This window comes from Actinomycetota bacterium, from assembly GCA_040754375.1.
Taxonomy (GTDB): domain Bacteria; phylum Actinomycetota; class Acidimicrobiia; order Acidimicrobiales; family AC-14; genus JBFMCT01.
The window spans coordinates 1-25,146 of sequence record JBFMCT010000006.1; the positions used below are offsets into that span (position 1 = coordinate 1).

The window sequence follows — 25,146 nt, forward strand, 5'->3', positions numbered from 1 at the left end:
TCGCCCACCTACGCAGCTACCTGTCCACCACCCGCAAGCACGACGTCCCCGCCATCGACGCCCTCACCCGGCTCTTCAAGGGCGATCCGTGGATGCCACCCACGCCGCCAGCTACGTGAACACTTACCTCCGCCGTGTAGCGCTGCGGTGATCTCCCTGCCATACGGACATCCTCTCTACCAGCTCATACTGGTTCGCGTGTCCGGGCTCCGGGGGTAGGTTCATGCCGCCTGTCGGAACAGCGCGGAGCGCGCCAGGACCAGGTTGCGACGCCGGAACGGTTCAGGTGTGGTGGCCGCCGCCTCGGCCCTCATCCTGGGGGTCCCCGGTGCTGCCCACTCCTCCTGCAGAGGCCCGACCGACCTCGTCCAGCGCGGTCGCGGAAGGCCGTGCTCTGCGGCCAGCTCCTCAGCGAAGGCGGCGAGGAGGGCGTCGAAGGGCGTCCCGGTCCGGGCCGGCGGGTCGGCCAGGGCCCGTCCGAGCCGCTCAGGATGCTGGGCGCCCCAGTCAGCGAAGCCGCGCAGGCGGGTCCAGTCGATCTTGAGCCTCCCGCCAACCTGCTCGACGGCGGTGGAGAGTGAGGCCAGCGTCGGCTCGGCGTCGGCAGGCTCCAGCGCAAGGACCAGGCGGGACCCAGCGGCTTCGACGATGCGCTCGAGCATCCCGACCGTTGGGTCGACCTCCCCGGCCTCGATCCGCGAGACTGTGGATGTCGGCACCGCTGCTCTCGAAGCCAGGGCGCGCCGAGACAAACCTGCCCGGTCGCGCGCCGCCTTCGCGAGTGTCGCGGCGAGCCCTTCATCCATAAGGGGTAGCGTAAACGCTACTACTACGGTCGACAACACCGGCGCGCGTCAGCTCGCGCTTCGCAGGCGCCGCACCTCCGCCAGCCGTGCTCCGAAGCCAACGGCGATCGCCTCGTCCAGCTCCGGGAACAGGTGGCCGTAGCGGTCCAGCGTCACGTTGATCGAGGAGTGGCCCATGCGCACCTGGATGGCCTTCGGGTGGGCGCCCTCGGCGATGGCCAGGGCGACGCTCGTGTGCCTGAGGTCGTGGAACCGGCAGGTGAGACCAGCAGCGTCGAGCGCCGGCTTGAAGTAGTGCTGCCAGAAGCTCGATGAGATCAGCGGGTTCGGGAAACACGAGCGAGTCGAGGCCCGGCACGGTGAACCGCTCGACATGCTCGGCGAGAATCGCCGCCGTCTCCCGAGAGATCGTGATCGACCGGACGCCAGCCGCCGTCTTCGGCTCCTTGCGGAGCCACTCACCCGCCTCGAGCCGGATGTGCTGCTCGGTGACCCGCACCTTGCCGCGGTTGAGGTCGACCTTCGCCCGGCGGAGCCCGACCAGCTCGCTGCACCGCATGCCGCTGTCGACCGCCAGGTAGATCAGTGCCCGGTAGCGCTCGTTGATCGCCTCCGCGAGGTCGACTGCTTCCTCCCAGGTGAGGAAGACCATCTCCCTCTTCGGCACCCGTGGCGGCTGGACGCGGTCGCACGGGTTGGTCGGGATCTTCTCCTTCTCCACCGCGACCTGCAGCTCGCGGCGGAGCACCCGGTAATGGCGGTGGACCGACGACGGCGCGATGCCGGCGGCGATCTCGTCGTTGAGCCAGTTCTCGATCTCGTCCGCCGGTAGCCGTCCGATGCGGTACGAGCCGAACCTCGGCGGCACGTACCGGTTGAGGTCGCGGGCGTAGGTCTCCTGCGTCGACGGCGACAGCCGCCGGGCGAGCGACAGGAACTCCTCGGCCCAGGTGCCGAGCGCGACATCGGCTCCGGCCGGGTCGATCCACCGACCCCGCTCGATGTCGACCTGCATCTCGCGGATGAACCGCTCGGCGTCGGCCTTGCAGCTGAACCTCTCGGACCGCTGGCGCCCCAGCGGGTCCCGGTAGCGCGCGCGGTAGCGGCCGCTGCGCTTCTCGATGAACCCCATCTCCATCCTCCTGTCGATCCCGTGGGAGCGCCTTGAGAGCGCTGTGGGAGCGAAACCAGGGGTTGTGGGGGTATCCAGCGGTCACTGACCGGCCCTGCCGGACACACCGAAAACGTGGGCCTGACCTGGGGTTATACCAGATCAGGACCCCTGGAGGCGGCGGGGGGAATCGAACCCCCGTACAGGGCTTTGCAGGCCCTTGCCTGAACCACTCGGCCACGCCGCCAGGACGATCATCCTACCGGGGCCCGGGGGTCGCCCCCGGCAGGGCTCTCAGCTTTCTCCCGGGACGCGCCCAGCAATCGGCCAGGAGGATCGACCATCCTGGGGACCATGACAGGCGAACACGAGCCCGCCCCTGACCCTTCGATGTCCCGGCGGCGGTTGATCGGGGCCGGCGCGGGTGTGGCCGTGGCCGCTGTGCTGGCTGCCTGCAGCCGCGGTACCGGCGCGGGCACCGAGGCCGGAGGCCAGGCCCCGACCACGGGGGGCGCTCCCCCAACAGGCGACCGGCCGGTGACCACCGAGACCGCCGGAGGCCAGGCCTCGCCCACCACCTTGGCGCCGACGCCCGAGTGCGCCGACGCCGACGACCTGACGGTGGCCCAGACCGAAGGGCCGTACTTCACACCCAACTCCCCGGCCAAGACGAACCTCTACGCCGACGTGAACAGTGGGGCCCGGCTCGTCGTGACGGGTGCCGTCCTCACCACCAGTTGCCAACCGGTGGGCCGGGCCCTGGTCGATATGTGGCAGGCCGACGGCGACGGCACCTACGACAACTCGGGCTACCGGCTGCGGGGCCACGCCTTCACCGACGCCCAGGGCCGTTACCGATTCGAGACGGTGGTGCCCGGCCTCTACCCGGGGCGCACCCGGCACATCCACGTCAAGGTCCAGGCCCCCAACGGACCGGTCCTGACCACCCAGCTCTACTTCCCGGGGGACGCCCGCAACGCCTCGGACGGGATCTACAACCGGGCGTTGGAGATGACCATGAGCGACACGCCGGCGGGCCGCCAAGGCGAGTACGACTTCGTAGTCCGTACCTGACCCGAACCCGGCCCGCGCCCGCTCATCGCACCTCCAGTGAGGCGCTGGTGTAGTCCACCGTGTCGTCCGCTGGGGCCCACGGCGCCCATGTCCCGGCCGGGCTACGGACCGACCACTGCTCGTCCTCGCGCGATCGGGCGGCCACCGTGACCCACTGGCCGCCGATCAGGTCGACCAGCACCTGGTGGCGCCCGATGATGGCCTCGATGCGGTCGCGGGGCGCCTGGATGACGGCGAGCAGGCGAAGGGGTTCGTGCATACGCCGGTCCCCGACACCCACGGCCTGGGCCGGGAGGCCGACCTGGAGGTCGCCCCCCTCACCGAGGACGACGCCGATGCCGCCGACCGGGTTGTGAAGCGTCTTGTCCCCCGCGCCGAACTGATCGGGGTCGACCGACGAGAAGTAGTACTGGGCGGATATCCACTGGGCCACGACGAGGGGCGCGGTGAGGATCGTCTCCAGGGCGGTCCCGTCGCCATCGGCCTCGGCGTCGTAGGAGTGCAGGAAGACCCGGCACGCGAGGTCGAGCCCGGCCGTGATCGAGCGGGGGCCCACGACGAAGGCAGCGTTGCCCGCCAGCCCCCATTCCGGCCGCACCTGCGCCCAGTCGTGCCCGCGGGCCCGGACCTTCCCGGGCTCTCCCGGGAGCCGCCCGGCGCGCTCGCGGGCCAGCCGTGCGCCAGCAGTGGCCACGTCGCGCTCGAAAGCGGCCACTAGGGGCTCGTGGCTTTCCGGTACGGCCTGGCGGTCGAGAACGGACACCACGTCCGAGACGGTGTCATGCTGGGCGGCAACGAAGAGGGTGTCCTCGGGCACCACTATCCCGCCCTCGGCCAGGCCGGCACGGGCCCCGGGGTCGTTGAGGATGGCCGCGGCCATCCGGGCGCTGGGACCTCCGGGGGCGCCGCCGCACGCGCCACAGTCATAGGAGGACGCATGCGGGTTGTTGAGGTTGTAGCTGCCGTGCCCGCAGAGGACCACGAGCCGGGCGAACCGGGTCAGGCCCATCGTCCGGATGATGCTCGTCGCGAACGACACCCGCTCTTCGACGGTCAAGCCGAGCCCGTCGCCGTCCTCCGCTTCGACGGCCGGTCGTGTCTGGGGAGGGGCGACCAGGCGGGCACTCATCGCTTTGAGGCGCCGCACCAGTCCCGGGGCCAGCGTTCTGGCCGCGGCTGCCGGGCCCATCACGTAACCCGCGGCCTCGGCCAGGGCGAACGGGCCACCCGGGCTGCCCTTGGCGGCGTGGAAGGCTTCGTGCCCTGCGCCGGCAGCTCGCTGGGCGGTCAGGTAGCCGAGAGCGCCGTCGGCCACCACAGGCTGCTCGGCGACCTCGTGGCGGGGTGTCAACAGCACCGGGCAACGCGGTTGGCTCAGCCTGGACCCTAGGGGCCGCCAGCGCACGGGTACCCCGAAGAACCCGGCGAACCCGAGGGTGTCGTAGGGCCCGCAGGCCTGGAGGTGCCGGTGTAGCCCCTCTGAGCGCACGTCGATACAGAAGGCCACCTGCACGTCCGGTCGATCGGTCTGCGGGCCCGGCCCCGGTCGGCTCAATAGGCCCAGGAGACGGTCGCGGAAGTTGCCCTCCTGGGCATCGAGCCACATCGAGTTCCGTACCCGCGGGGGTACCTGCTCCAGCACGCCCCGCACCGCGGAGGTGACGAGCGGGTCGTCGGGCCGGCTACCCAGAGCGTCCAGCACGGCCGCCACTCGGCGATCGCGGAGCCTCTCGTCCTCCAGCGCGGCGCTCTGCTGCGCTGCCGGTGGGGCGGCGGAGGCGCTGTGAGCCGCGGCGGCGGTCGCGGCCACCTGGGCGGCGAGCAGGTCCACGAGGCGTAACCGGGGACGGTGGCTGTCGGGCGGCGCCCACTCGTCATGCCAGCGGGCGTACCCCGCCCAACCCGGGAGCCGCCCAAGGTGGTGGCGAAGGGCGTCGACTCGGTCTGGCCCCACGCCCAGCGTCTCGAGGGACACGTCGAGGGCCTCGACTGGTTGATCAGGTAGCCCCGCCAGCCAACCCATTCCCTCCGGGCCTGCGAGGCGCCGGAGCCGCCGGTCGTAGCTCGCCAGCTCCCGCCACGCACGGAAGAAGCCTCGATCACGGCCGGGCATGGGCCACGGGACGTGGGCCTCGTCGACGAAGACCGCGCACCACGCAGCCACCAACTCGCTGACCGCTCGGACGGTCTCGACGTCGGTGCGGCCGAGCCGATCGCGGCTGGCGTCACGGGGCTTGTCGTCGGGCCCCAACAGAAGGTCCAAACGGATGATCTCCACGGCATCGACCGTTCGATCGCCGATCTCGATGCCGGGCTGGGAGGCCAAGGTAGGGCCAGCCCCGACAATGGCGCGCCGCAGGTCCGCGTCGGAGACGGACCCGCGCTCGTAGGCCTCCCGGGACGCGGCCATGGTCAGGTGGGTGCGTGCCCGCAACCACCGCCGGGCGACCGCCGTGGCGTCGTCGAACGAGAGGTGCTGCAGGCCGAGAAGGGGGTTGACCGCCACGAAGCTGGTCAACGGCCAGAGCGGCGCGACGATCTCGGCCGCCATCGAGATGTCAGCGAGTAGCTCGGCGTCGCGGGCCGATCGTCCGCGGTGGTCGTCGTTCCGGTCGTTCATATCGCTCGCGTCGATCGGACCGTCTCCACGCGGGGCTGAAGGTGGCGGGTCTCCGGCACCGGGGCGACCCCGGTCGAGCTACCGCGCGTCGTCAACGGGACGGCGACGGGGGCAGAGGTGAGCACGAGGGCGTATACCCGGCTGCGCAGCGCGCGCATCCGCTCCCCCGGGGCCAGCCAGAAGGCGGCCACGACAACCGCGATCACCGCCAGGGTCGCCACCAGGAGAGCGGCGCTGACCGGTTCGGCGATGTCGGCCGGCAGCGCCGGGGCGACGAAGGTCTCCAAGGTCGTGAGCCCGCCGATGTAGGCGAACACACCGGCGGTGGCTCCGAGGGCGGCCGCTACCACTGCCCCCACGGGCCGGAACGGCGCCGAGCGCATCCACCCGTCGGCCGCCCGGGCTGCCGTTGCCCACGCGAACACCGTCACGAGCACGAACGCGGCTGTTGACATGTGCGGGTGGAAGGCGGCGTACGCGGCCCATAGGGCCAAGGCGGGAACGACCACCGCGACCGCCAGCCGGGGCCTGCGGGCGACGACCCGGGGGGCCGGGCGCTGGTGGTGACGGTGATGGGCGGCCACCGAGCCCCCGGCGGCCAGGAACAGCGCGGCCTTGTACATGCCGTGCCCGACGACGTGGAGCAACGCCGCCGCGAGCGCACCGATGGCCACCTGGACCGTCATGAACCCCATCTGGCCGGCCGTCGACCAGGCCAGGTTGCCCTTCACGTCGCTGCGTACCAGCTTCACGGAGGTCGCGTAGCAGGCCGTGATCGCGCCCGCCGCGAAGGCGAGGTGCGTGGCCAGGGCCGACGACCCGAACACCGGGGCCAGCCTTACCAGCAGGACGCCGGCCCCGTTGACCACGCCCGCGTGGAGCAGCGCCGAAACCGGCGTGGGGGCGGCGATCGTGGATGGCAGCCACCGGTGCAGCGGCACGAGGGCGGACCGAGAGACGCTGGCGACCGCCAGAAGCACGGCGACCACCGGCAAGACGCTCCAACCGAGCAACGGGATCGACTCGTTCGCCAGCTCGGTGGCAGCCCCGGCTGGTGAGCGGAGATCGACCTCGCCGGCGGACACGATGGCCAGCAGGGTGGCCAGCAGGAGCGCGCCGTCGCCCACCTGGAGGCTACGCCTGACCCGTTCGGCAGCACGGGGCGCCGGTTGCCAGGTGGCCCGGTGCGCCACCAGTTTCGCCAGGGCCGCGCCGGCCACGATCCACGAAGCACACAGCACGCCGAGAGTGGCCGCGAAGGCCACCGAGGTGGTCGCCGCAGTCAGGAGCGAGGCCAGCACGAAGAAGCGACGCCCTCGGAGGTCCCCCTGCATGTTGCGGCCGGCGAACGACTGCACGACCAGGCCGACGCCGGTGGTGAGCAGGCCGAGCACACTCGTGACCCGGCTCGCATGGAAACCGACGAGGGCGTCGCCGTCACTCCCCTCGACGACCGCCGCGAAAGGTCCGTCCACAGCCACGACGACGGCTACGGCGACCGCCACCGCGAAGGCGGCCGCGGCCGCCCCCACCGCCCACCGGCAGCTCCGCTCCCCGACCCTCGCCGTGGGGGTCGACCAGCCAACGGGGGTGGCGAGGGCTATTGCCCCGGCGGCGATGGCAGGCAGGGCCGGGACGAGGACCACCAATGCCTCGGTCAGAGTCATCTGATGGCCCCTCGATCAGCGCGTGGTCGCGTCGCCGCCCGGCCAGGGAAGGCGGGAGGCGTCGACTGCCACACCCAGCGCCCCCGCGTCACGTGCAGCGCGGACGTCGTCGGGCCCGAGGCCCCCTTGGGCGTACACGGGTACCGGGCTGGCTTCGACCAGCGCCCGCAGTCCGGGCCATCCCAGCGCCTGGTCGCCAGGGTGGGAAGGTGTGGGGAGAACGGGCGACAGGAGCGCCACGTCGGCCCCGAGAGCTGCGGCCCGCCCGAGGTCGCCGGCGCTGTGAGCGGAAACGGCCCACAGGCGAGCCGGAGGCCGCTCCGTCATGCGAGCCAGGGCGGCGGCGGTGCTATGCACACCGCAGGCCCCTGCCTGCCGGGCCTCGAGTGCCGTCCCCGACAGGAGCAGGCGCAGGTCGGTCCCCCGCCGGAGCTGGCGCAGCCGGCGGGTGAGCTGGACCCGCTGGGCGGGAGCGAGCTCCGGTGCCCGGACTATCACCAAGCGCACACCTCTGGCCGCCAGCGACGGGATCGTGGCCAGCGTCTCTTCCAATGCGCCCGGCGCCCGGGCGACACGGGCGACGGCCACCAGGTCGGGGAGCGCCAACGTGGTGAGGGCGAGCTCGTTGCTGGGCAGCAACGGCCCGACCGTGGGGCGCCCCGGGTCCACCCAGGCCAGCCGTTGGCCTTCCCTGCCGCGGGGCTCACCTGACCACCGGCACACGTGGAACCAGTGCAATCGCACCCGTTTAGCCGGGAAGTCGTGCTCGTACACCCTCCACGGCGCAAGTTCGAGGGCCTGGACGCCGACCTCCTCGAGCAGCTCGCGAGCCGCGGCCTGGGCCGCGCTCTCGCCGGGGTCGACTTGGCCCCCGGGCAGCTCCCAGAAGCCGGCCGCGTCCTTGCCGGGCTTACGCTCGGCCAGCAACACGCGCCCGTCCGGAGCTCGGAGAACGCCGACCGCGACGTCGACCACGGGACGACCGACTAGCGGTCGGCGGCGGCAGGGCAGCATCAGTCCGGCCACACCCGTTCCGGGTGCAGCGCCCGATGTGTCCTGGGCGACACCGTTGTCCCCCCTCCTCCCGGGCCGGCGGGCCCGGTGCTCACCGGCGGGGCCGAACCCTGGTCCGCAGTGCCCGTCCGACCCCCTCGGGTGCCGTCCTTGGTCGCCGCCGCCGTCCTCGCCTGTCGCGCGGGGATGGCCGCGCTGGGTTTGGCGGGTGTCATCTCAACGCCGCGTCCACGTTGGCGAGAGCCCCGGCACGGGCGGCGAACATCCGTGCCTCCATCCCGACGACCGCTCCACCGGGCCCGTAGACCGTGACGTTGACATGCGTCCGGCTGAAGCTGAGGTCCGGGTAGAGGCCGGTCTCCTTCGACAGGCAGGCGAGCCGGTCGAGGAAAGCCCGTGCCTCGGGGTAGGCGGCAAAGTCGAAGCGGCGGTACAGCATCGACGGCTGCGCGACCTCTGTCCAGCCCTCCGGCCCTTGGGGTTCCATGGTCATCTTGGTCTCCTCACGATGAATGGGATCCTCGACGCCGAGCCCGGCCGGCTGGCGTCGCCCCTTCCGCGGTGAGCTGACGATCAGCTCGCCGCCTGGCCGGAGATCTGGGTGTCGTCGGCACCGGTCGGAAGGATCTGCTCCACCTCGGTGTGCGGGCGGGCAATGATGTGGGCGGCAGCCAGGCCGTCACCAACCCGCTCGCAGGCGTCAGCGCCGGCACGGACTGCGGCGTTGACGGCACCCGTCTCGCCCCGGACGAGCACGGTGACATAGCCGCCCCCGACGAACTGGCGACCGATCAGCCTCACCTCGGAAGCCTTGGTCATGGCGTCGGCAGCCTCGATCGCCGGGACGAGCCCCCGGGTTTCGATCATGCCCAAGGCGATACCCATCTTCTCATTCTGGCTGGCCATCTTCATCCTCCATTAGTCAGTTGGATCTCGGGTGTAACAGGGGTCAGTCGGACCGAGTCAGGCGCGCCAGCGCTCCTCGCTCCAGTGGTCGATGATCCCGCCGATGGTCAGGTCGGTGGTGATCCTCGGGTCGCCGGCGGCTATGCGGGCCGCCGAGATGCCGATGGTGATCACGAAGTCGCCCGGCTTGGCGCCGACCGGGTCGAGGGCAACTTCGAGGTTCCCGCTGTGGTCCTCGACCACCCGTAGCGACTTGTCGGCCAGCGAGGGAGTTCGATGGGTGGCGACGAGGTCGCTGGCGACGCGATGGATGTTCATCGCCGCCTCCCGCCGTCCGGCGACCGGGGGGCCGGTGCCTCCCCCTGGCCCTCCTCGTCGTCCCAGTAGTCGATGATGCCGACGATGGTGAAGTCGCTCGGGTAGTCCTTGTTGCCGGCGGCCTCGCGCGCCGCCGAACTGCCGACCACGATCACCCAGTCGCCGGGCTTGCACCCGACAGGGTCGACAGCCACCTGCTTGCCCCCGCCCCGGCGCTCCTGCACGACCAACAGCCGGTGGTGGTCCAGCCCGCCGATGCGAGCGGTGGCCACGAGGGTCCCTTCGACACGGCAGATCTTCATCGCTGTGCCCCCTGCTCGACCACATCGAGGCGCGCCCGCCCGCGCGCTCGGACGACGCTCTGGGTGACGAGACCGGCAGGGCCGGCCGCCCCCGCGTACCGGGTCTCGATGGCCGAGGCCAGGCGCAGCGCGCGTTCGCGCGCCCCGTCGCTGGCACCGGGAATGCGCTCGTCGTAGGCCACGTGCACGAGCACGGGGACAGCGAGGCCCTGGGGCGAGTTGGTCTTGCGCAGGATCCCGATCCCGACGTCGAGGTCGACGGCCCCTTCTTCGACCGTGCGCATCTGCGCCTGGAAGGCGAGGTTGCGCAACTGGACGTCGTCCATGGCGTCGCCGGCCACGACCAGCCTCTCGGTGTGCCCCGGGTCCGCGTAGCTCCCGCCGCTCCAGCCCCGCACGGCGTCCACCTGGCCGATGTTGTTCTTCAGCAGGTAGCCGCACAGCCAGCGCATGCCCTCGGTCGGCGCGTCAGCCGCGTCCACACCGGCACTGTCGGCTACCTCCTGTCGGATCAGCTCCTTGGCGGTCTCACGATCGAGGCTTGCCGTGCGCTCGTAGAGCGTGGCGCTGGAGACGAAGCGGCCCACGTCCGTCCTGCCGGCCGCGTCGGGGACGTGGACGCGGATGGCGTCTGTGTCGGTGTCCACCCCGACAAGGAGCGTGGCCACACTCGCGGCGCAGCACTGCGTGGACTCGATGGCGCCCTCGAGCTCGCGGAGCCGGTCGAGCAAGGCTGTGGCGGCCCGCACCTCGTCACTGCCGTGGGCGGCACACCCTTGGCGGCGTGGGTCGACGCTGCTGAAGTGGTACAGCCCGATCTTGAGGTAACGGGTGGGCTCGCTGGCGTCGTTGGGCCAGCCCTCGCGCCAGCGTCGCAGCTCCACGCCTTCCCAGCGGTGCAGCGCGTCCTCGACGTTGAACATGGCACCGGCATAGGAGTCGTGCCACACGACGACTGCCGGCGGGACCCGTAGGATGTAGTCCACGGCCCCCCCGAGGCGCCCGTCGGCGCAGGAGGTGATGTCGACGGCGTGGAAGCCGAACCGCCGGATCAGCACCTCGGCGCTCTCGCCGTCGTCGAGGAGCAGCCCGAGGTCCCGGTCGAACTGGCGCTCGACCAGGTTGCAGAAGGTCCCGAGCACGCAGCCAGCGTGAACGCGACCTAACGGAAGAGGTGTGCTCCAGGACGACTCCAGCTCGGCCGTGGCGATGTCGACCCCGAGGGCGTCAACAAGCTCACGGTGGGCCTGCTCGGGGAAGCCCTCGTCGAACTGGCGTGGTGCCAGGCGCCGCAATGTGGGCTCGATCCGAGCGAAGGCAGCGCCGATCTCCTCGGCCCGCTGCCGCAGGGCGGCGCTGAGCGCTGGCTCGGCCAGTGGGTGCGCCGCGACGCCCGCCGGTGAGGTCGGGGCAGGCCCCTCGTCCCAGGGCTGTCGCCGCCCCGCCACGGGCGTCGCCACCGCCCCCGGGGTAGGCCAGGCGGCCTCATGGTCCCAGGGAGCGCGCCAACGCCCGTCAGGCTGGACGAGCGACCTCATCCTTGGGCCCCGCCCGACAGGGTCACCCTGGCCGCCGCCTTCGGGCTCCAACCGGACAGGCCGGTGACGTTCTGGCGGTCGTCACCAGGCGTCGCCCGGTCGCGGAACTTGGCTGCGCCGGCCCAGCCGTGGCGCCCGCCGCCGCCTTCGCTGGGGTTGCGCCCGGCTGCGATGTAACCCTCGGTGCCCGTCACCCGATCGTGAGCCGTCCAAGCCGACCCGGTGATCGTCCGGCCTTCGGTGCTCCCTTCGCCGGTCACCACGGGCTGCTGGGGGCCGCGGTTCGGGCGGGCCCGGAACAGGAACTCGTTGTTGCCGGTCACCTTGCCGTCGCCAACGGCGAACGAACCGGTTATGCGCCCTGGCACGCCGGAAGCAGGCACGACGTCCTCGCCCTTCTGGGTGGCGGGACCGTCGCTCTGCTCGCCTGCCAGGCGACGGGCCAAGGCCACCGGGAAGGCCTGCACGCTGGTCCAGTCGTCAGAGGCCGGCTCCGCGGCCCGCAGGTCGCGGTAGTAGGGCGTACCCGTGACGTTCCTCTGCTGGCCGCGCTCGGTGCCCGTGACCGCCTTGGCGGGCATGGGGAGGTCACCGGTCACGGCCACACCCTGCGGCCGGGGGACCAAGCGCTGGGCCGTGGGCTCACTCTCGTCGGGCTCGCACCAGCCGAGAACGGTGGACGGGCCCTGGTAGGGCGTGCCCGTCACCGGGCGGCAGACGCCCGGCTCGTCGCCGGTGACGTTGCGGCCGTGCTCCACGTTGGGGCCGGTGACCCGCTGGCCCCCCCAGGTCTGGGCGACCGTCACCTTGGCTCCGGTCACCGGGTCGATGCGCGCCCGGTTGAGGTGCGGGGCCGGCGCCGTGCCACCGCCGGTGCCGCCGCACTCGCTGGAGTAGGAGGCGAGATGCTGGTACTGGTCGCCCGTGATCGGGCGGCAGGCGCCCGCTTCGTTACCGGTGACGCGCCCGCTACGGCCGACGGCGGTCCCGGTGACGGCCAGCCCTCCGTCGGTGTTCTCCAGCGGGTGCCAGCGCCCGCCGTCGTCGCGGACCACCGTCCGCGGGGGCGCCAGCCTGGTGCCGACCGCCGTCGCGCCGTGAGGGTCAGCCCGGCGCGGGAACTGGGCCGAACGGTAGGTGCCGTCCTCGCGGGGGGTGAGGTCGTCGTCGAGCTTGGGCTCGGCTTCGCCCGTGATCCGAAGGTGCTCCCCCGCCTCGTCACCGGTGATGGCGACCTTGTTGCGGACCGTCGTGCCCGAGACGACCAGGCCTTGGGGGGTCCGCACCTGCCCGACCTTGCGCCCGGCACTGGAGGACGGGGAGGGGCCGTCGGCCGCGATGTACTGCGAGCCCGAGACCGGGAGCGCGGCGCCCGCCTCGTCACCGGTGACGCGGGCACCCGGACCGATCCGCAGCCCGGTCACCCGCTGGCCGCCGTGGGTCGGCGACAGGACCACCTTGGGCGCGTAGGTCACCCTTCCCTCGCGCCCCGGGCTGCTGGCCCCCGCGCCCGGCTGGCTCACCTCGGCGGGGCGAGCCCGATCCTGCTCCGGGGCCGTCCCGGCGCCGTCGTGAGCGGGCCGCGCCCCCACCAGGGCGTGCTTGCCCTGGGAGAGCTGGCGGCGACGCTCCATGGAGAGGGTGCGGCCGACGTGGGCATCGGCCACCCCACCGGTGGACGAGGGCGGGGCGGCGGGGACGGCTTGGCCGGCGGCCGGCGGCGCCGAGCCGTTGGCCTGGCCGTGGGTGGCACCGGTGGCCGGGCCGCCATCCGCGCCGACGGCGCGCTTGCCCTGGGAGAGCTGGCGGCGACGCTCCATGGAGAGGGTGCGGCCGACGTGGGCATCGGCGACCCCCCCGGTGGACGAGGGCGGGGCGGCGGGGACGGCTTGGCCGCCTTGAACGGCGGGGGGCGGAGGTGGCGCGGGGGTTGCGGGCGGAGGTGGCGCGGCCGTGCCCGGGCGGGTACGGGCCGCCTGGCGCCCGGGCGCCAGCGCCGACCGGCCGGCCGCGACCGCCCGGCGCCTCGCCATGGCTGCGTGGCGGCCCTCGCGGGCGACGTCTGCCAGCGCGGCCAGGTCACCGCTGTCGGCGGTCTGGACCGCGTACATCCCCATCGTCAGGTTGCTCCGCCGCGGTAGACGATGAAGGCCGTGCCCTGGGACTGCAGGAAGTTGTCGTAGCCCAGAAGGCGCACGTGGTGACCGGGGTTGGCCCGGTGGCAGGCCTCGACCTCGGCCATGACCTTGTCGACCGACCGCTCCCCGAAGAGCGGCAGCTCCCACAGGTACCAGAAGTTCGACAGCGCCTTCTCGGGCTCGGTGTGCTCGATGGCCGGGTTCCAGCCCGACCCGACGAGGTACGCGACCTGCTGGCGGAGCCGCTCGGGCGTCATCGGTGGCAGGTACGAGAAGGTCTCCCCACGGCGCTGGGTGGGCCCGTAGGCTTCAATGTGCATGTCAATCTCTCCTTGAGAGGCCGGGAGGGCGAACCGGTGACCAGGCCCGGACCGGTTCGCGATCAGGCGACGTCGAGCTTGTCCACGGTGTCGAACTCGAACTTGATCTCTTTCCAGGTCTCCATGGCGATCGCCAGCTCGGGGCTGTGGCGGGCGGCCTCGGTCAAGATCTCGCGACCCTCGCGCTCGACCTCACGGCCCTGGTTACGGGCCTCCACGCACGCCTCGAGGGCCACCCGGTTGGCGTGAGCGCCGGGCGCGTTGCCCCATGGGTGGCCCAGCGTGCCGCCGCCGAACTGCAGGCAGGCGTCGTCGCCGAAGATCGCCACCAGCGCGGGCATGTGCCAGACGTGGATGCCCCCCGAGGCGACGGGCATGACCCCGGGCATCGATGCCCAGTCCTGGTCGAAGAAGAGGCCGCGCTTGCGGTTCTCGGGGATGAAGGACTCCCTCATCGTGTCGATCCAGCCGAGCGTGGCCTGGCGGTCGCCTTCGAGCTTGCCGACCACGGTGCCGGCGTGGAGGTGGTCACCGCCGGACAGGCGCAGGCACTTGGCCAGCACCCGGAAGTGGATGCCGTGCATGGGGTTGCGGTCGACCACGGCGTGCATGGCCCGGTGGATGTGGAGCAGCATGCCGTTCTCCCGGCACCAGTTGGCGAGGCCCGTGTTGGCCGTGAAGCCGGCGGTGAAGAAGTCGTGCATGATGATCGGAGCGCCGAGCGACTTGGCGAACTCGGCCCGCTTGTACATCTCTTCGGGCGTCGCCGCCGTGACGTTGAGGTAGTGGCCCTTGCGCTCGCCCGTCTCGGCCGCGGCCTTGTGCACCGCTTCCATCACGAACTCGTAACGGTGGTTCCAGCGCATGAACGGCTGGCTGTTGATGTTCTCGTCGTCCTTGGTGAAGTCGAGCCCGCCTCGCAGGCACTCGTAGACAGCCCGCCCGTAGTTCTTGGCCGACAAGCCGAGCTTGGGCTTGATCGTGCAGCCCAGCAGGGGCCGCCCGTACTTGTTGAGGCGGTCACGCTCGACCTGGATGCCGTTGGGCGGGCCGCCACAGGTCTTCACGTAGGCCACCGGGAAGCGAAGGTCCTCCAGGCGCAGGCTGCGCACAGCCTTGAAGCCGAAGACGTTGCCCACGAGCGAGGTCAGGACGTTTACGACCGAGCCTTCCTCGAACAGGTCCATGGGGTAGGCCACGAACGCGAAGAAGGCGCTGGCGTCGCCCGGCACCTGCTCGATCCGGTAGGCCCGGCCCTTGTAGTAGTCGAGATCGGTCAGCAGGTCGGTCCACACCGTGGTCCACGTGCCGGTCGACGACTCGGCCGCCACCGCCGCGGCCGCCTCCTCGCGCGGCACGCCGGCCTGGGGGACCACCTTGAAAACCGCCAGAAGGTCGGTATCCAGCGGGACGTAGTCCGGGGTCCAGTAGGTCTTGGCGTAGTCCTTCACGCCGGCCTGGTAGGTCTTCTCTGCCACGCGGTTCTCCTCGGCTGAAGCCCGGTCTGGGCCCGGTCTCGGACTCCCACTACGGGGTGTGACGCCTGTCTGGGTAGCTACTAGGACCCTAACGCCGCCCCTTCGCAGCGTAAAATGAATACATGGTTATGTATCATCGCTGTTCGCTTATGAGTAGAGGGCTCTCCGAAACCGGTCCAGACCAGCGCGCTTGCAGGACATGACCTCGATGTCCGGCTCATACATACGTAAACAGTTATCGTTAGCCCCACCATGGCCATGACGCTGAGCCAACTCCGTACGTTCCTGGCCGTGGCCGACTCGGGGTCGGTCCGGACCGCAGCCGAGTCGCTCTTCGTGTCTCAGCCGGCGGTGTCGGCCGCCATCGCCTCCCTCGAGCGGGAGCTGAGGGTGGCCCTCGTCGCTCGCCACGGGCGTGGCCTGCGGCTCACCGCGGCCGGGACGGCCTTCGCCGACGACGTGCGCACCAGCCTCGGCCTGCTCGACCAGGGCTCTCGCCGCGCCCGCAGCATCGAGGACCCAGCTCGGGGCACGGTCCGGCTGGTTGCCGTGGCCACAGCCGCCGAGCGGGTGCTCCTACCCGTCGTCGCCCGCTTCCGCGAGCAGCACCCCGACGCCGGGGTCACTATCGAGGTCGGCAACAGGACGACCGTCTGGGAGGCCTTGCGCCACCGCCAAGCGGACCTCGTGGTAGCGGGGCGCCCGCCTGCGGCCGTACCGGCAGACACCCTGGCCCGGGGCGAGAACCGGCTCGTGGTCATCGGGCCCGCCTCCGGTACGCCGCCCACGGACCGCGCCAGCGCACTCCGTGAGGCGGCCCAGGAGACCTGGCTGTTGCGCGAACCGGGGTCCGGGACGCGGGCCGCAGCCGACTCCTTGCTCGCCGACCTGGGCATCGACCCACCCACGATGATCCTCGGCTCGAACGCCGCCGTCGAGCGGGGCGTGGAGATGGGCCTGGGCGTGGGGCTGATCTCCCTGGACTCCGCAGCCGATCGCATCTCCGGGGGGTCGGTGAAGGTATGGGCGTGCCCTGGCACCCCTATCGACCGGCCGTGGCACCTGGTCTGCCACTCGGGTGAACCACTCGGTCCGACGGCGCTTGCCCTGGCGAGGTCGATGGTGGGGCCCGGCGGCAGCCTGAGGGCGACGGCCGAAGGCAGGCGGGTGCTGAGGAACTGAGCGGCCCGCAGCTCGTCCCCCAGCGGGAAAGCCCACTCTGGTGGCGGGCAGGCCGGAGGACTAACCTCGGCCTTGATCTGACCTGATTTCGAGGAGGACGACCAACGACATGGGCCACAACAGCGAGCTCGCCGCCATCGCCAAGCAGATGGTCGCTCCGGGGCGAGGGATCCTGGCCGCCGACGAGTCCAACGCGACGATCGGCAAGCGGTTCGGGGCTCTCGACATCGAGTCGACCGAAGAGAACCGCCGGTCCTACCGCAACACCCTTCTGTCCACGCCGGGCCTCGAGGAGTACATCAGCGGCGTGATCCTCTACGACGAGACGATCCGCCAGAAGGCCGACGACGGGACCCCGTTCCCCAAGATGCTCGAGCAGCGGGGCATCCTGCCGGGCATCAAGGTCGACACCGGCTCCAAGGAGCTGGCCGGCTTCCCCGGTGAGCAGGTCACCGAGGGCCTCGACGGCCTGCGGGAGCGCATCGCCGAGTACGTCAGCCTGGGCGCCAAGTTCGCCAAGTGGCGGGCCGTGATCGTGATCGACTCGGCCAACGGCCTGCCCACCGACGGCGGCATCGCGGCCAACGCCCACGCCCTGGCCCGCTACGGCGCCCTGTGCCAGGAAGGTGGCCTGGTGCCGATCATCGAGCCCGAGGTGCTCATGGACGGCGAGAACGACATCCACACCTGCTACGAGGTGACCGTGCGCACCCAGCGCCGGGTGTTCGCCGAGCTGGCCGCCCTGCGGGTCGACTTCGCGGGCATGGTCCTCAAGCCGTCGATGGTCATCTCCGGCAAGAAGTGCCCCGAGCAGGCCCCGCCTGAGATGGTGGCCCGCAAGACCCTCAAGTGCCTTTACCGGACGGTCCCGGCGGCCGTGCCCGGCATCGCCTTCCTGTCGGGTGGGCAGTCGGCCGACGTGGCCACGCTGCACCTCGACCTCATGAACAAGCAGGGGCCCCACCCCTGGGTCCTGACCTTCTCCTACGGCCGGGCCCTGCAGAACGAGGCCCTGAGCACTTGGAGGGGCGCGCCCGACAACGTGGGCGAGGCCCAGAAGGCGGCCAGCCACCGGGCCAAGCTGACCTCGATGGCGGCCACCGGGTCCTACGACCGGGAGATGGAGACCGCCGGGGTCTAAGGCCCCCTAGATCGGCGCTTCGCGCCGAGCGGCCGACCTGCCCCTGACCAGCACCTTTGCAGTGTCGCCGAGCCGCGAACGGGGCGGTCGGCCGCCTGGGGAGGGTTTAGACACCAGCCTCCTAGCCCGACGCCCGGCCTGGTCCAAGACCGGGCCGGTCGTTTCGCGTCCCGGTCAGTTCGGGACGATGACCTCGACAGTGGTGCCCCGGCCAGGGCGGCTGGTCACCGTGAGCCGTCCGCCGATGAGCTCGGCCCGCTCCCGCATCCCGACCATCCCGTAAGACCCGCGGTCCTCGGCCACCGCGATCCAGTCGTTGGGGAAGCCGTTGCCGTCGTCGGCCACCACCAGGCGCACGCCGTCGTCTGCCGGCCCGAAGCTGAGGCGTACCCTCGTGGCGTCGGCGTGGCGGGCCACGTTGTGGAGAGCCTCCTGGGCGATGCGGTACAGGGCCATCTCGACGTGCGGTGACAGGTCCTCGGCGACCACGTCGACCTCGACCTCGAGATTGGGGAGCGAGCGGGCCAGGCTCTCCAGCCCCGGCCCTAGCCCGAGGTCGTCGAGCACGGTGGGCCGCAGGCCGCTGATGGCCGACCGGGCCTCGTCGAGGGCGGCGGTGGCCAGCTCCTTGGCCGACCCGAGCTCCTTGACGAGCTGGGCCACCTGGCCGCCGTTGGCCGCGTCCTCGGCCGCCAGCATGTGGTACCACAGGCTGATCAGCCGCTGGCTGATGCCGTCGTGGATCTCGCCCGCCAGCCGGCGCCGCTCCAGCTCCTGGGCCTCGATGGTGCGGGCCGCGAAGGCCTCCAGCATCTCCTCCCGCTCGGCCAGGCTGGCCACCAGCCGGGAGTTCTCGATGGCCCGGGCCATGAGGTTGGCCACGTCCGACAGCAGGGCCACGTCGCCCTCGTCCCACACCCTGGTGGCTTTGGCGTGGACGTTGAGCACGCCCACGACCTTGCCCCGCACCAGCATGGGGACCGAGAGCATCGACGTGTAGTCCTCGCCCTTGAGGGCGGGGATGTACTTGTAACGGCGGTCGTCCCACTTGTTGGGGACCACCGCGGGCTCGGCGTGCTGGGCGACCCATCCGGCGATGCCCTCCCCCACGGCCAGTTCGACGCTGCCCACGGCCTCGTCGAACGGCGGCGTGGCCCCGATCAAGACAACCCGGTTGTGCTCCTCGTCGAGGGCGTGGACGAAGCAGACGTCGGCGCCCGTGGCCTCGGTCATCACCGCCGCCACCCGCTGGGCCACCTCGTGGAGGTCGAGCTCGACCGAGGTGGCCTCGATGATCCGGCGCAGCAGGCGGTTGTCGATGGCCCGGTCGATTCCTGCGGGCGGCGGGGGCTCAGTCGGCGGGAGCCCGGTCGGGGGGGGGCCGGTCGTCGGCCCGCCTTCGGGGGAGCTACGCCCCTCCGCTGCGTCTCGGTGATCGCTCAATGGAAGATCCCCTCCCGCAGGGCGGTGGCTATGGCCTGGGCTCTGTCGGGCACCTCCAGCTTGCGGTAGATGCCCTGGGTGTGGCTCTTGACCGTCTCTTCGCCGATGTAGAGGCGCTGGGCGATGGCCCGGTTGGACAGGCCCCGCACCATCAGCCCCAGGACCTCGCTCTCACGCTGGGTCAGCCCGAGGTGGGCACCCGGCCAGAACTCGCCGCTCTGGAGCCGGGCGGCCGTCATGGCCACCCGTCCGGCCAGGGCGGCGTCGACGGCCACCTCGCCATCCATGACCCGGTCGAGGTGGTCGGCCAACTCGGGCGCGGTCGTGGTCTTGAGCAGGAAGCCCGAAGCCCCCATGCGCAGCGCCTGGTAGAGGTACTGCTCGTCGTCATAGACGGTGAAGAACACGACACGGACACGGGCGAACTGTTCCACGAGCTGGCGGCACAGGTCGAGCCCGCTGGCTCCCTTGAGGCGGACGTCGAGCAGCACGACGTCAGGCTTGACCTCGCCGGCCAGGTGCAGGGCCTCGGTCGGGTTGGTGGTGGCCCCGACGATCTCCACCCGGTGGCGCTGGGACGCCAGCATCGACTGCAGCCCCTCGAGTACCACCTGGTGATCGTCGACCAGCAACAGGCGCACCGGGGCCCTGTGGAGGTCGACGGGGGCGGCCGGTTCGCTCATCGTCCCCATCCCGCTAAGGCGGCCTGGGGACCGTAGTAGTCGTCATCATCGAACACAGTGCCCTAAACCTACCCGGCTCCCCCTCCGAACTCCCCTCCACCGGGGATGCGCTCGGGGTGCCCGTTGCCCTAGGGTCGTCCGACCGGGCCCCCGCCCCGTGGTTAGTTCGCGTCCTGAAAGGCCACGTATGACCAACCCGACCCGCTTCGAGATAGTCCCGTCGGTACTGCCCGCCGACTTCGCCCGGCTGGGCGAAGAGGTGGCCGCCTTGGAGGCCGCCGGCGTCGACCGCATCCAGTGGGACGTGATGGACGGGCGGTTCGTCCCCAACCTCACCTTCGGGCCCGACGTCATCGCCGCCTGCCGCAAGCACGCCACGGTCACCTTCGAGGCCCACCTGATGGTGGTCAACCCCGACGAGCTGCTTCACCGCTACGTAGAGGCCGGCTGTGAGCTGATCATCGTCCACGCCGAGGCCTGCCTGCACCTGCACCGCACCCTGGCCTCGATCCGCGACATGGGCGCCCGCTCCAGCGTCGCCCTCAACCCCTCGACGCCCGTCGACGTCGTGCGCCACGTGCTCGACTTGACCGACATGGTGCTGGTGATGACCGTGAACCCCGGGTTCGGGGGTCAGGCCTACATCAAGACCATGGAGCCCAAGGTGCGGGCCGTGCGGGAGATGATCTCCGAGTCGGGCTTCGACATCGACCTCGAGGTCGACGGCGGGGTCAACGCCGAGACGGTCGCGGGGGCAGCGGCCGCCGGGGCCAACGTCTTGGTGGCCGGGTCGGGGTTGTACAAGCACTCCGGGGGCCTGGCCGCGGCCGTGACCGAGCTGCGCAAGCTGGCGGGGGAGGCGGTGGTGGCCCAGTGAGCACCGTCAGCAGCATGAGCATGACCCGGGCTCTGCGCTCCAACGGCAAGACGCCGACCCGCCCGATCATGCTGGCCATCGCCGGGGACAGCGCGGCTGGCAAGACCACGATCACCAAGGGGCTGGTCGAGGCCCTCGGCCCCGAGCGCATCACCTCTATCTGCGTCGACGACTACCACCGGTACGACCGCGCCCAGCGCAAGGAGCTCAACCTCCCGTTCACGCCGCTGCACCCCGAGTGCAACTACGTCGAGATCATGGAGCAGCACCTCCAGTTGCTGGCCATGGGCAACCCCATCCTCAAGCCGGTCTACAACCACAAGAACGGCACCCTCGACCGGCCCGTGCTGGTCGAACCTCGGGAGTTCGTGATCATCGAGGGCCTGCTCCCGCTGTTCTCCAAGCTGTCGCGGGCCTGCTTCCACGCCACCGTCTACCTCGACCCCCCCGAGCCCGTCCGGTTCCAGTGGAAGGTCAACCGCGATACGGGCAAGCGGGGCTACCAGCCCGAGGAGGTCAAGAAGGACCTGGCCAAGCGCGAGGTGGAGTCGGCCGCGTTCATCCGCCCGCAGCGGGCCAACGCCGACATCGTGGTGCGCTTCGGCCCCATCGAGGGCCGCGACGAGCTGCCCGAGGGCCTGGCCCACGCCTTCAAGCCCGCTCCCCCGCTGGCCGAGGCGGCCACCCGGCTCGACGACTTCCGCGACGACTGCTCCAAGGGCTTCGAGGAGTCGTGGATGGCCATGGAGCAGTGGTCGGCGGCCGCCCGGACGCCTCTTTCGGCCACCTTGCTGCTGCGCCCGACGATCGCCCACCCCAACCTCAACCGGATCCTCACCGACGACCACCGCGAGGCCATGCACCTGAAGTTGGCCCGCGACGAGTTCGACAAGCCCGTCGACGCCCTTCACATCCACTCCTACGCCCGCCGGGAGACAACCCGCGAAGTCGAGGAGGAGATATGGAAGGAGCTGGGTGCGACCGAGGACATCCCCGAGTCGCTGGGCACGATCGACCAGGGCGTGCGCAGCGAGCCGCTGGCCATCACCCAGCTGATCCTGCTCTACCACCTGTTCCAGGCCCGGGAAGAGCAGTAGTCAGCCGGCCGCCTCCCGGGGGAGGCGGCCGGTCCGCCAGAAGGTGGCCCTAGCCGCGGGGGCAGCCAGTCCCGTCCGGGTCACGAACCAGGCGACGGCGACCGCCCCGGCCAGCTCCATGGCCAAGACCACGGCCAGGCCGTGGTCGAGCGACGGAAGAGGCCCGGCCAGCTCCCCGCCGAGGAACGGCCACCAGAAGGTCTCGGCCCGCGTCCATGCCCCGTCGGCCACCAGGTGGACGAACGTCCCGATGGGCAGGGCCAGCCACCGGCGGCGCGCTGCCCGCCGGCCCCGGGTGACAGCCATGACGGCCGCCAGCAAGGCGACGCTGGCCAGCAGGGTGTGGGCCACCCGGGCCCCCCCGAACGGCAGGTCCACGGCGTCGGGCAGCAGGGCGCCGGCCACCAGCACGCGGTGGTCGATGGCCGGGTCGCGGAACACCACCCAGGCGACCACCAGCGCGGCCCCGACGAACCAGAGGAACACCGGCCGTCAGCGCACGAGTATGCGCGAGCACTGGTCGCACTGGACCAGCACGTCGGGGGGCTCCTTGCGGAGGCGGTCGACCTCGGTGGCCGGCAGCGTCAGGTGGCAGCCCGTGCAGCGCCCGCTGGCCAGCCGGGCCGCCCCCACCCCGCCCAGCTTGGCCCGCAGCCGCTCGTAGAAGGCGGCCAGGTCGGCCGGCAAGGTGGCCGCCAGCTCACCCCGGGCGGCCTGCTCGGCCGCCAGCTCGCCGTCGATGCAGGCCTGCTCCTCGGCCACAGACACCCGGAGCCGGGCCGCGGTGGCGTCGTGCTCCCGGCTGCGGGCCCCGAGGGCCTCCACCTCGTCGTCGAGGGGCTCGCGCTCGCCCATGGCTTCCAGTACGCCGTCCTCCAGGACCGAGCAACGCCGGCGCATGGCCTCGACCTCGGCCCCCATGGCCTGGAGCTCCCGCGGCACGGTCACCGCCCCCGAGTACATGCGGGCCTCGACCTCGGCCACCTTGGCCTCGACAGCCGCGAGCTCGTCCTCCAATCGCTTCTGGCGGCGGGCCACCTCGTCTCGGCGGGCCGTCACCTCGGTCAGCGCCTTCTCGACGCCCGCTTGCTCGTCCTCGGTGCGGGCCAGGTCGGCCAGCTCGGGCAGGTTGGCCCGGCGGTGGCGGAGCCGGTCCATGGCCGTGTCGTGCTCCTGCACGGCCAGCAGGTCGTCGAACCGGCCCACTACGGCGGGACCGTAGTGGTGAGGTCGCGCTCGCGCGGCGGCCGGCTGGTGCGGGTGGTGCGGGGGCTGTTGTCGTCGTCGTCGAAAGGCAGCGTCGGGATGGTGAACGACGGGACCGTGATCGGGCCCAGCACCGTCGAGGACGTCTGGCCGCCGGGGCCGCCGGGGCCGCCGCCCCCGCCCGCCAGGTCGGTGGGCGGCCCGGGCGCCGTGACGAACGTGCGCGGGTCGGGAGCCACCTCGTCGGCCAGTACCAGCAGGCGGGGCTGGCGGGTGGTGAGGCTGTCGGGGGCCGCGAAGCGGGCCGGGGCCTGGCCGGCGACCGCCTCCCGCATGTAGGCGCCCCAGATCATGGCCGGGTAGGTGCCGCCGTAGACGGTCAGGCCGCCCACGTTGGTCATCGGGGCCTGGGTGCGGCCCGGTGAACCCATCCACACCGCAGTCGCCAGGTTGGGCGTGTAACCGACGAACCAGGCGTTGAGGTTGTTGTCGGTCGAGCCTGTCTTGCCGGCCACCCCGCCCGCCCACCCCGCTATGGCGGCCGCCCCGCCCGTCCCCCGGGACACGACCTGGGCCAGCACCTGGTTCATGGTCCGGGCGTTCTGCACCGACAGCGCCCGTTCGGCCTTGGGCTCGTGCTTGAAGACCTGCTTGCCGGCTCCGTCGTCTACCCGCTCGACGAAGTACGGGGGCCGGCGCTCGCCCTCGGCTGCCAGCGTGGCGTAGGCCGCGGCCATCGACAGGGGCGTCACGTCCTTGGAACCCAGGGTCATCGACAGCACGGGCGGGTCGAGGGGCTCGGCTACACCCATGCGCTTGGCCACCTCGGCCACCTTCTGGGGCCCCACCAGCTTCACCAGGCGGGCGTAGGCGCAGTTGACCGAGTAGACGGTGGCGTCGGTCAGGGTCATCAGTCCCCCACCCTGGCCCTCGACGTTCTTCGGTTCCCAGATGGGGTCCACGGCTTCGGGGTTGGGGATGCGGCACGGGGCCGTCCCGCTGATCGTGTCGTTGACCAGGTAGCCCGCTTCCAAGGCGGCGGCCAGGGTGAAGATCTTGAACGACGAACCGGTCTGGCGTCCCGGGGGGTCGGTCACCAGGTTGTACTTGTTGGCGTCGAACCCGCTGCCACCCACCAGGGCCCGGACCGCCCCAGTAGCCGGTTCGACCGAGACCATGGCCGCCCCGAACTGGCCCTCGGTGTCGGGCACGATGGCCGCCACCTTGGCTTCGGCGTTCTGCTGGAGGCCAGGGTCGAGCGTGGTGTGGATGTGCAGGCCTCCCTTGAACACCGCCTGGATGCGGTCCTGGACGGTCTTGCCGAGGCGCTCGTCGGCCAGTAGGAGCTGCTTGACGTGCTCGACGAAGTAGTCGCTGCCTTCGGCTGGGCGCTCGGCCGGGGGGGTGGGCAGAGGGTCGCCCTTGACCTGCTCGGCCTCCTCGGCGGTGATGTGGCCCAGCTCCAGCATCCGGTCGGCCACCAGGTCGCGGCGGGCGATGGCCTCCTCGGGGTAGACCCACGGGTCACCGCCCACCGGGTTGCGGATGAGCCCGGCCAGCAGCACACCCTGGCCGAGCGACAGCTCGCCCACGCTGACCCCGAAGTAGAGCCGGGCGGCCGCTTCCAGCCCGTACTGCCCGTTGCCGAAGTAGACCGTGTTGAGGTAGCGCTCGAGGATCTCCTCCTTGCTCATCTGGCGCTCGAGGCGGATGGCCAGGGCGGCCTCCTGGAGCTTGCGGCTGATCTCCTGGTCCGGGCTGAGCAGCGCCGTCTTGACGAGCTGCTGGGTGATCGTGGAGCCGCCCTGGGTGATCCCGCCCGACTCGATGTTCTCCACCAGCGCCCGGGCCATGGCCCGGAAGTCGATGGGCCCGTGGTCGAAGAAGCGGTCGTCCTCGGCGTCGAGCACAGCCCGCACCACGTGTGCGGGGACGGCCTCCAGCTCGAACAGCACCCGGTTCTCCTCGGCGTGGAACGTGGTGAGCACACTCCCGTCCCGGGCGTAGACCACCGAGCGGGTGGCCAGCGGGGCCAGGTCGATCTCCTCGTCGGGGCCGGCCACGCCCGCAGTGAAGAACGCCTTGACCTGCGGGGCCAACGCCAGCACCCCGACGGCCAAGCCCAACCCGGCGACGAGGACGGCGATGAGGAACCGGGCGAGCATCCGCATGGGCCCGCCCAAGATACCCGGGCCCGCCCCCGTTCCATCACCGGGCAGGCCCGC

23 protein-coding genes, 1 tRNA gene and 1 pseudogene are annotated in these 25,146 nt (G+C 71.6%); 5 read left to right on the plus strand and 20 right to left on the minus strand.

What is annotated here, in order from left to right; all coding sequences use genetic code 11:
• Positions 1-221: 221 nt before the first annotated feature.
• The 4 genes and pseudogenes from AB1673_04095 to AB1673_04110 all read right to left on the minus strand — a co-directional run bounded on the left by AB1673_04095 (position 222) and on the right by AB1673_04110 (position 2,164).
• Positions 222-806: a helix-turn-helix transcriptional regulator gene (locus AB1673_04095; protein ID MEW6153162.1), complete on the minus strand. Its 585-nt coding sequence runs from the start codon at positions 804-806 to the stop codon at positions 222-224.
• Between the two features lie 48 nt (positions 807-854).
• Positions 855-1,181: a tyrosine-type recombinase/integrase gene (locus AB1673_04100; GenBank protein ID MEW6153163.1), complete on the minus strand. Its 327-nt coding sequence runs from the start codon at positions 1,179-1,181 to the stop codon at positions 855-857.
• Between the two features lie 97 nt (positions 1,182-1,278).
• Positions 1,279-1,944: pseudogene (locus AB1673_04105) on the minus strand (tyrosine-type recombinase/integrase).
• 145 nt (positions 1,945-2,089) lie between these two features.
• Positions 2,090-2,164 (minus strand) — tRNA-Cys (locus AB1673_04110).
• Positions 2,165-2,271: 107 nt separating this feature from the next.
• On the opposite strand from AB1673_04110, the gene AB1673_04115 reads away from it, so the two are divergent.
• Entirely contained in the window at positions 2,272-2,991 is a 720-nt protein-coding gene (locus AB1673_04115) for a dioxygenase (GenBank protein MEW6153164.1), read from the plus strand.
• A gap of 22 nt (positions 2,992-3,013) precedes the next feature.
• Here AB1673_04115 and AB1673_04120 read toward each other — a convergent pair whose 3' ends face one another.
• From AB1673_04120 to AB1673_04170, 11 genes are all read right to left on the minus strand, one after another.
• The gene (locus AB1673_04120) at positions 3,014-5,611 is read right to left on the minus strand and encodes a DUF2309 domain-containing protein (GenBank protein ID MEW6153165.1); all 2,598 of its coding nucleotides are present in this window, start codon (positions 5,609-5,611) and stop codon (positions 3,014-3,016) included.
• The gene (locus AB1673_04125; protein ID MEW6153166.1) at positions 5,608-7,278 is read right to left on the minus strand and encodes a proton-conducting transporter membrane subunit; all 1,671 of its coding nucleotides are present in this window, start codon (positions 7,276-7,278) and stop codon (positions 5,608-5,610) included. The genes AB1673_04120 and AB1673_04125 overlap by 4 nt, the downstream gene beginning before the upstream one ends.
• Before the next feature lie 15 nt (positions 7,279-7,293).
• The gene (locus AB1673_04130; protein ID MEW6153167.1) at positions 7,294-8,253 is read right to left on the minus strand and encodes a Nudix family hydrolase; all 960 of its coding nucleotides are present in this window, start codon (positions 8,251-8,253) and stop codon (positions 7,294-7,296) included.
• 250 nt (positions 8,254-8,503) lie between these two features.
• Positions 8,504-8,869, minus strand: a complete 366-nt coding sequence (locus tag AB1673_04135; protein MEW6153168.1) for a 4a-hydroxytetrahydrobiopterin dehydratase — start codon at positions 8,867-8,869, stop codon at positions 8,504-8,506.
• Positions 8,866-9,198 (minus strand): BMC domain-containing protein, encoded by a 333-nt coding sequence (locus AB1673_04140; protein MEW6153169.1) that lies wholly within the window; start codon positions 9,196-9,198, stop codon positions 8,866-8,868. Before AB1673_04140 ends, AB1673_04135 begins: the two co-directional genes overlap by 4 nt.
• Positions 9,199-9,255: 57 nt before the next feature.
• On the minus strand, positions 9,256-9,516 hold the full coding sequence (locus AB1673_04145; protein MEW6153170.1) for a carboxysome peptide B: 261 nt from the start codon (positions 9,514-9,516) through the stop codon (positions 9,256-9,258).
• Positions 9,513-9,818, minus strand: a complete 306-nt coding sequence (locus AB1673_04150) for a carboxysome peptide A (protein MEW6153171.1) — start codon at positions 9,816-9,818, stop codon at positions 9,513-9,515. The genes AB1673_04145 and AB1673_04150 overlap by 4 nt, the downstream gene beginning before the upstream one ends.
• Positions 9,815-11,278 (minus strand): carboxysome shell carbonic anhydrase, encoded by a 1,464-nt coding sequence (locus AB1673_04155; GenBank protein MEW6153172.1) that lies wholly within the window; start codon positions 11,276-11,278, stop codon positions 9,815-9,817. Before AB1673_04155 ends, AB1673_04150 begins: the two co-directional genes overlap by 4 nt.
• Positions 11,279-11,352: 74 nt before the next feature.
• A complete protein-coding gene (locus AB1673_04160) occupies positions 11,353-13,473 on the minus strand; it encodes a CsoS2 family carboxysome shell protein (GenBank protein ID MEW6153173.1) in 2,121 nt (706 codons plus the stop codon).
• A 2-nt stretch (positions 13,474-13,475) separates the two neighbouring features.
• Positions 13,476-13,814, minus strand: a complete 339-nt coding sequence (locus AB1673_04165) for a ribulose bisphosphate carboxylase small subunit (GenBank protein MEW6153174.1) — start codon at positions 13,812-13,814, stop codon at positions 13,476-13,478.
• 62 nt (positions 13,815-13,876) lie between these two features.
• Positions 13,877-15,292, minus strand: a complete 1,416-nt coding sequence (locus AB1673_04170) for a form I ribulose bisphosphate carboxylase large subunit (protein MEW6153175.1) — start codon at positions 15,290-15,292, stop codon at positions 13,877-13,879.
• 252 nt (positions 15,293-15,544) lie between these two features.
• On the opposite strand from AB1673_04170, the gene AB1673_04175 reads away from it, so the two are divergent.
• Complete coding sequence (locus tag AB1673_04175) at positions 15,545-16,474, plus strand: LysR family transcriptional regulator (protein MEW6153176.1); 930 nt, start codon at positions 15,545-15,547, stop codon at positions 16,472-16,474.
• Between the two features lie 109 nt (positions 16,475-16,583).
• A complete protein-coding gene (locus AB1673_04180; protein MEW6153177.1) occupies positions 16,584-17,615 on the plus strand; it encodes a class I fructose-bisphosphate aldolase in 1,032 nt (343 codons plus the stop codon).
• Positions 17,616-17,789: 174 nt separating this feature from the next.
• Here AB1673_04180 and AB1673_04185 read toward each other — a convergent pair whose 3' ends face one another.
• Positions 17,790-19,058: a GAF domain-containing sensor histidine kinase gene (locus tag AB1673_04185; GenBank protein MEW6153178.1), complete on the minus strand. Its 1,269-nt coding sequence runs from the start codon at positions 19,056-19,058 to the stop codon at positions 17,790-17,792.
• Positions 19,055-19,741, minus strand: coding sequence for a response regulator transcription factor (locus AB1673_04190; protein ID MEW6153179.1), 687 nt, complete (start codon positions 19,739-19,741; stop codon positions 19,055-19,057). Before AB1673_04190 ends, AB1673_04185 begins: the two co-directional genes overlap by 4 nt.
• Positions 19,742-19,928: 187 nt before the next feature.
• Here AB1673_04190 and rpe point away from each other — a divergent pair, with 187 nt between their 5' ends.
• Together rpe and AB1673_04200 are read left to right on the plus strand one after the other, a co-directional pair.
• Positions 19,929-20,618 carry a ribulose-phosphate 3-epimerase gene (gene rpe / locus AB1673_04195; protein ID MEW6153180.1) on the plus strand — a complete coding sequence of 230 codons (690 nt, stop codon included), beginning with the start codon at positions 19,929-19,931 and terminating at the stop codon, positions 20,616-20,618.
• A 20-nt stretch (positions 20,619-20,638) separates the two neighbouring features.
• Positions 20,639-21,715: a phosphoribulokinase gene (locus tag AB1673_04200; protein MEW6153181.1), complete on the plus strand. Its 1,077-nt coding sequence runs from the start codon at positions 20,639-20,641 to the stop codon at positions 21,713-21,715.
• Here AB1673_04200 and AB1673_04205 read toward each other — a convergent pair whose 3' ends face one another.
• From AB1673_04205 to AB1673_04215, 3 genes are read right to left on the minus strand one after another with little or no spacing between them, the layout of a single operon-like run.
• Positions 21,716-22,201: a hypothetical protein gene (locus AB1673_04205; protein ID MEW6153182.1), complete on the minus strand. Its 486-nt coding sequence runs from the start codon at positions 22,199-22,201 to the stop codon at positions 21,716-21,718.
• A gap of 6 nt (positions 22,202-22,207) precedes the next feature.
• A complete protein-coding gene (locus tag AB1673_04210; GenBank protein MEW6153183.1) occupies positions 22,208-22,921 on the minus strand; it encodes a C4-type zinc ribbon domain-containing protein in 714 nt (237 codons plus the stop codon).
• Positions 22,921-25,092, minus strand: coding sequence for a transglycosylase domain-containing protein (locus tag AB1673_04215; GenBank protein ID MEW6153184.1), 2,172 nt, complete (start codon positions 25,090-25,092; stop codon positions 22,921-22,923). The genes AB1673_04210 and AB1673_04215 overlap by 1 nt, the downstream gene beginning before the upstream one ends.
• Positions 25,093-25,146 lie beyond the last annotated feature (54 nt).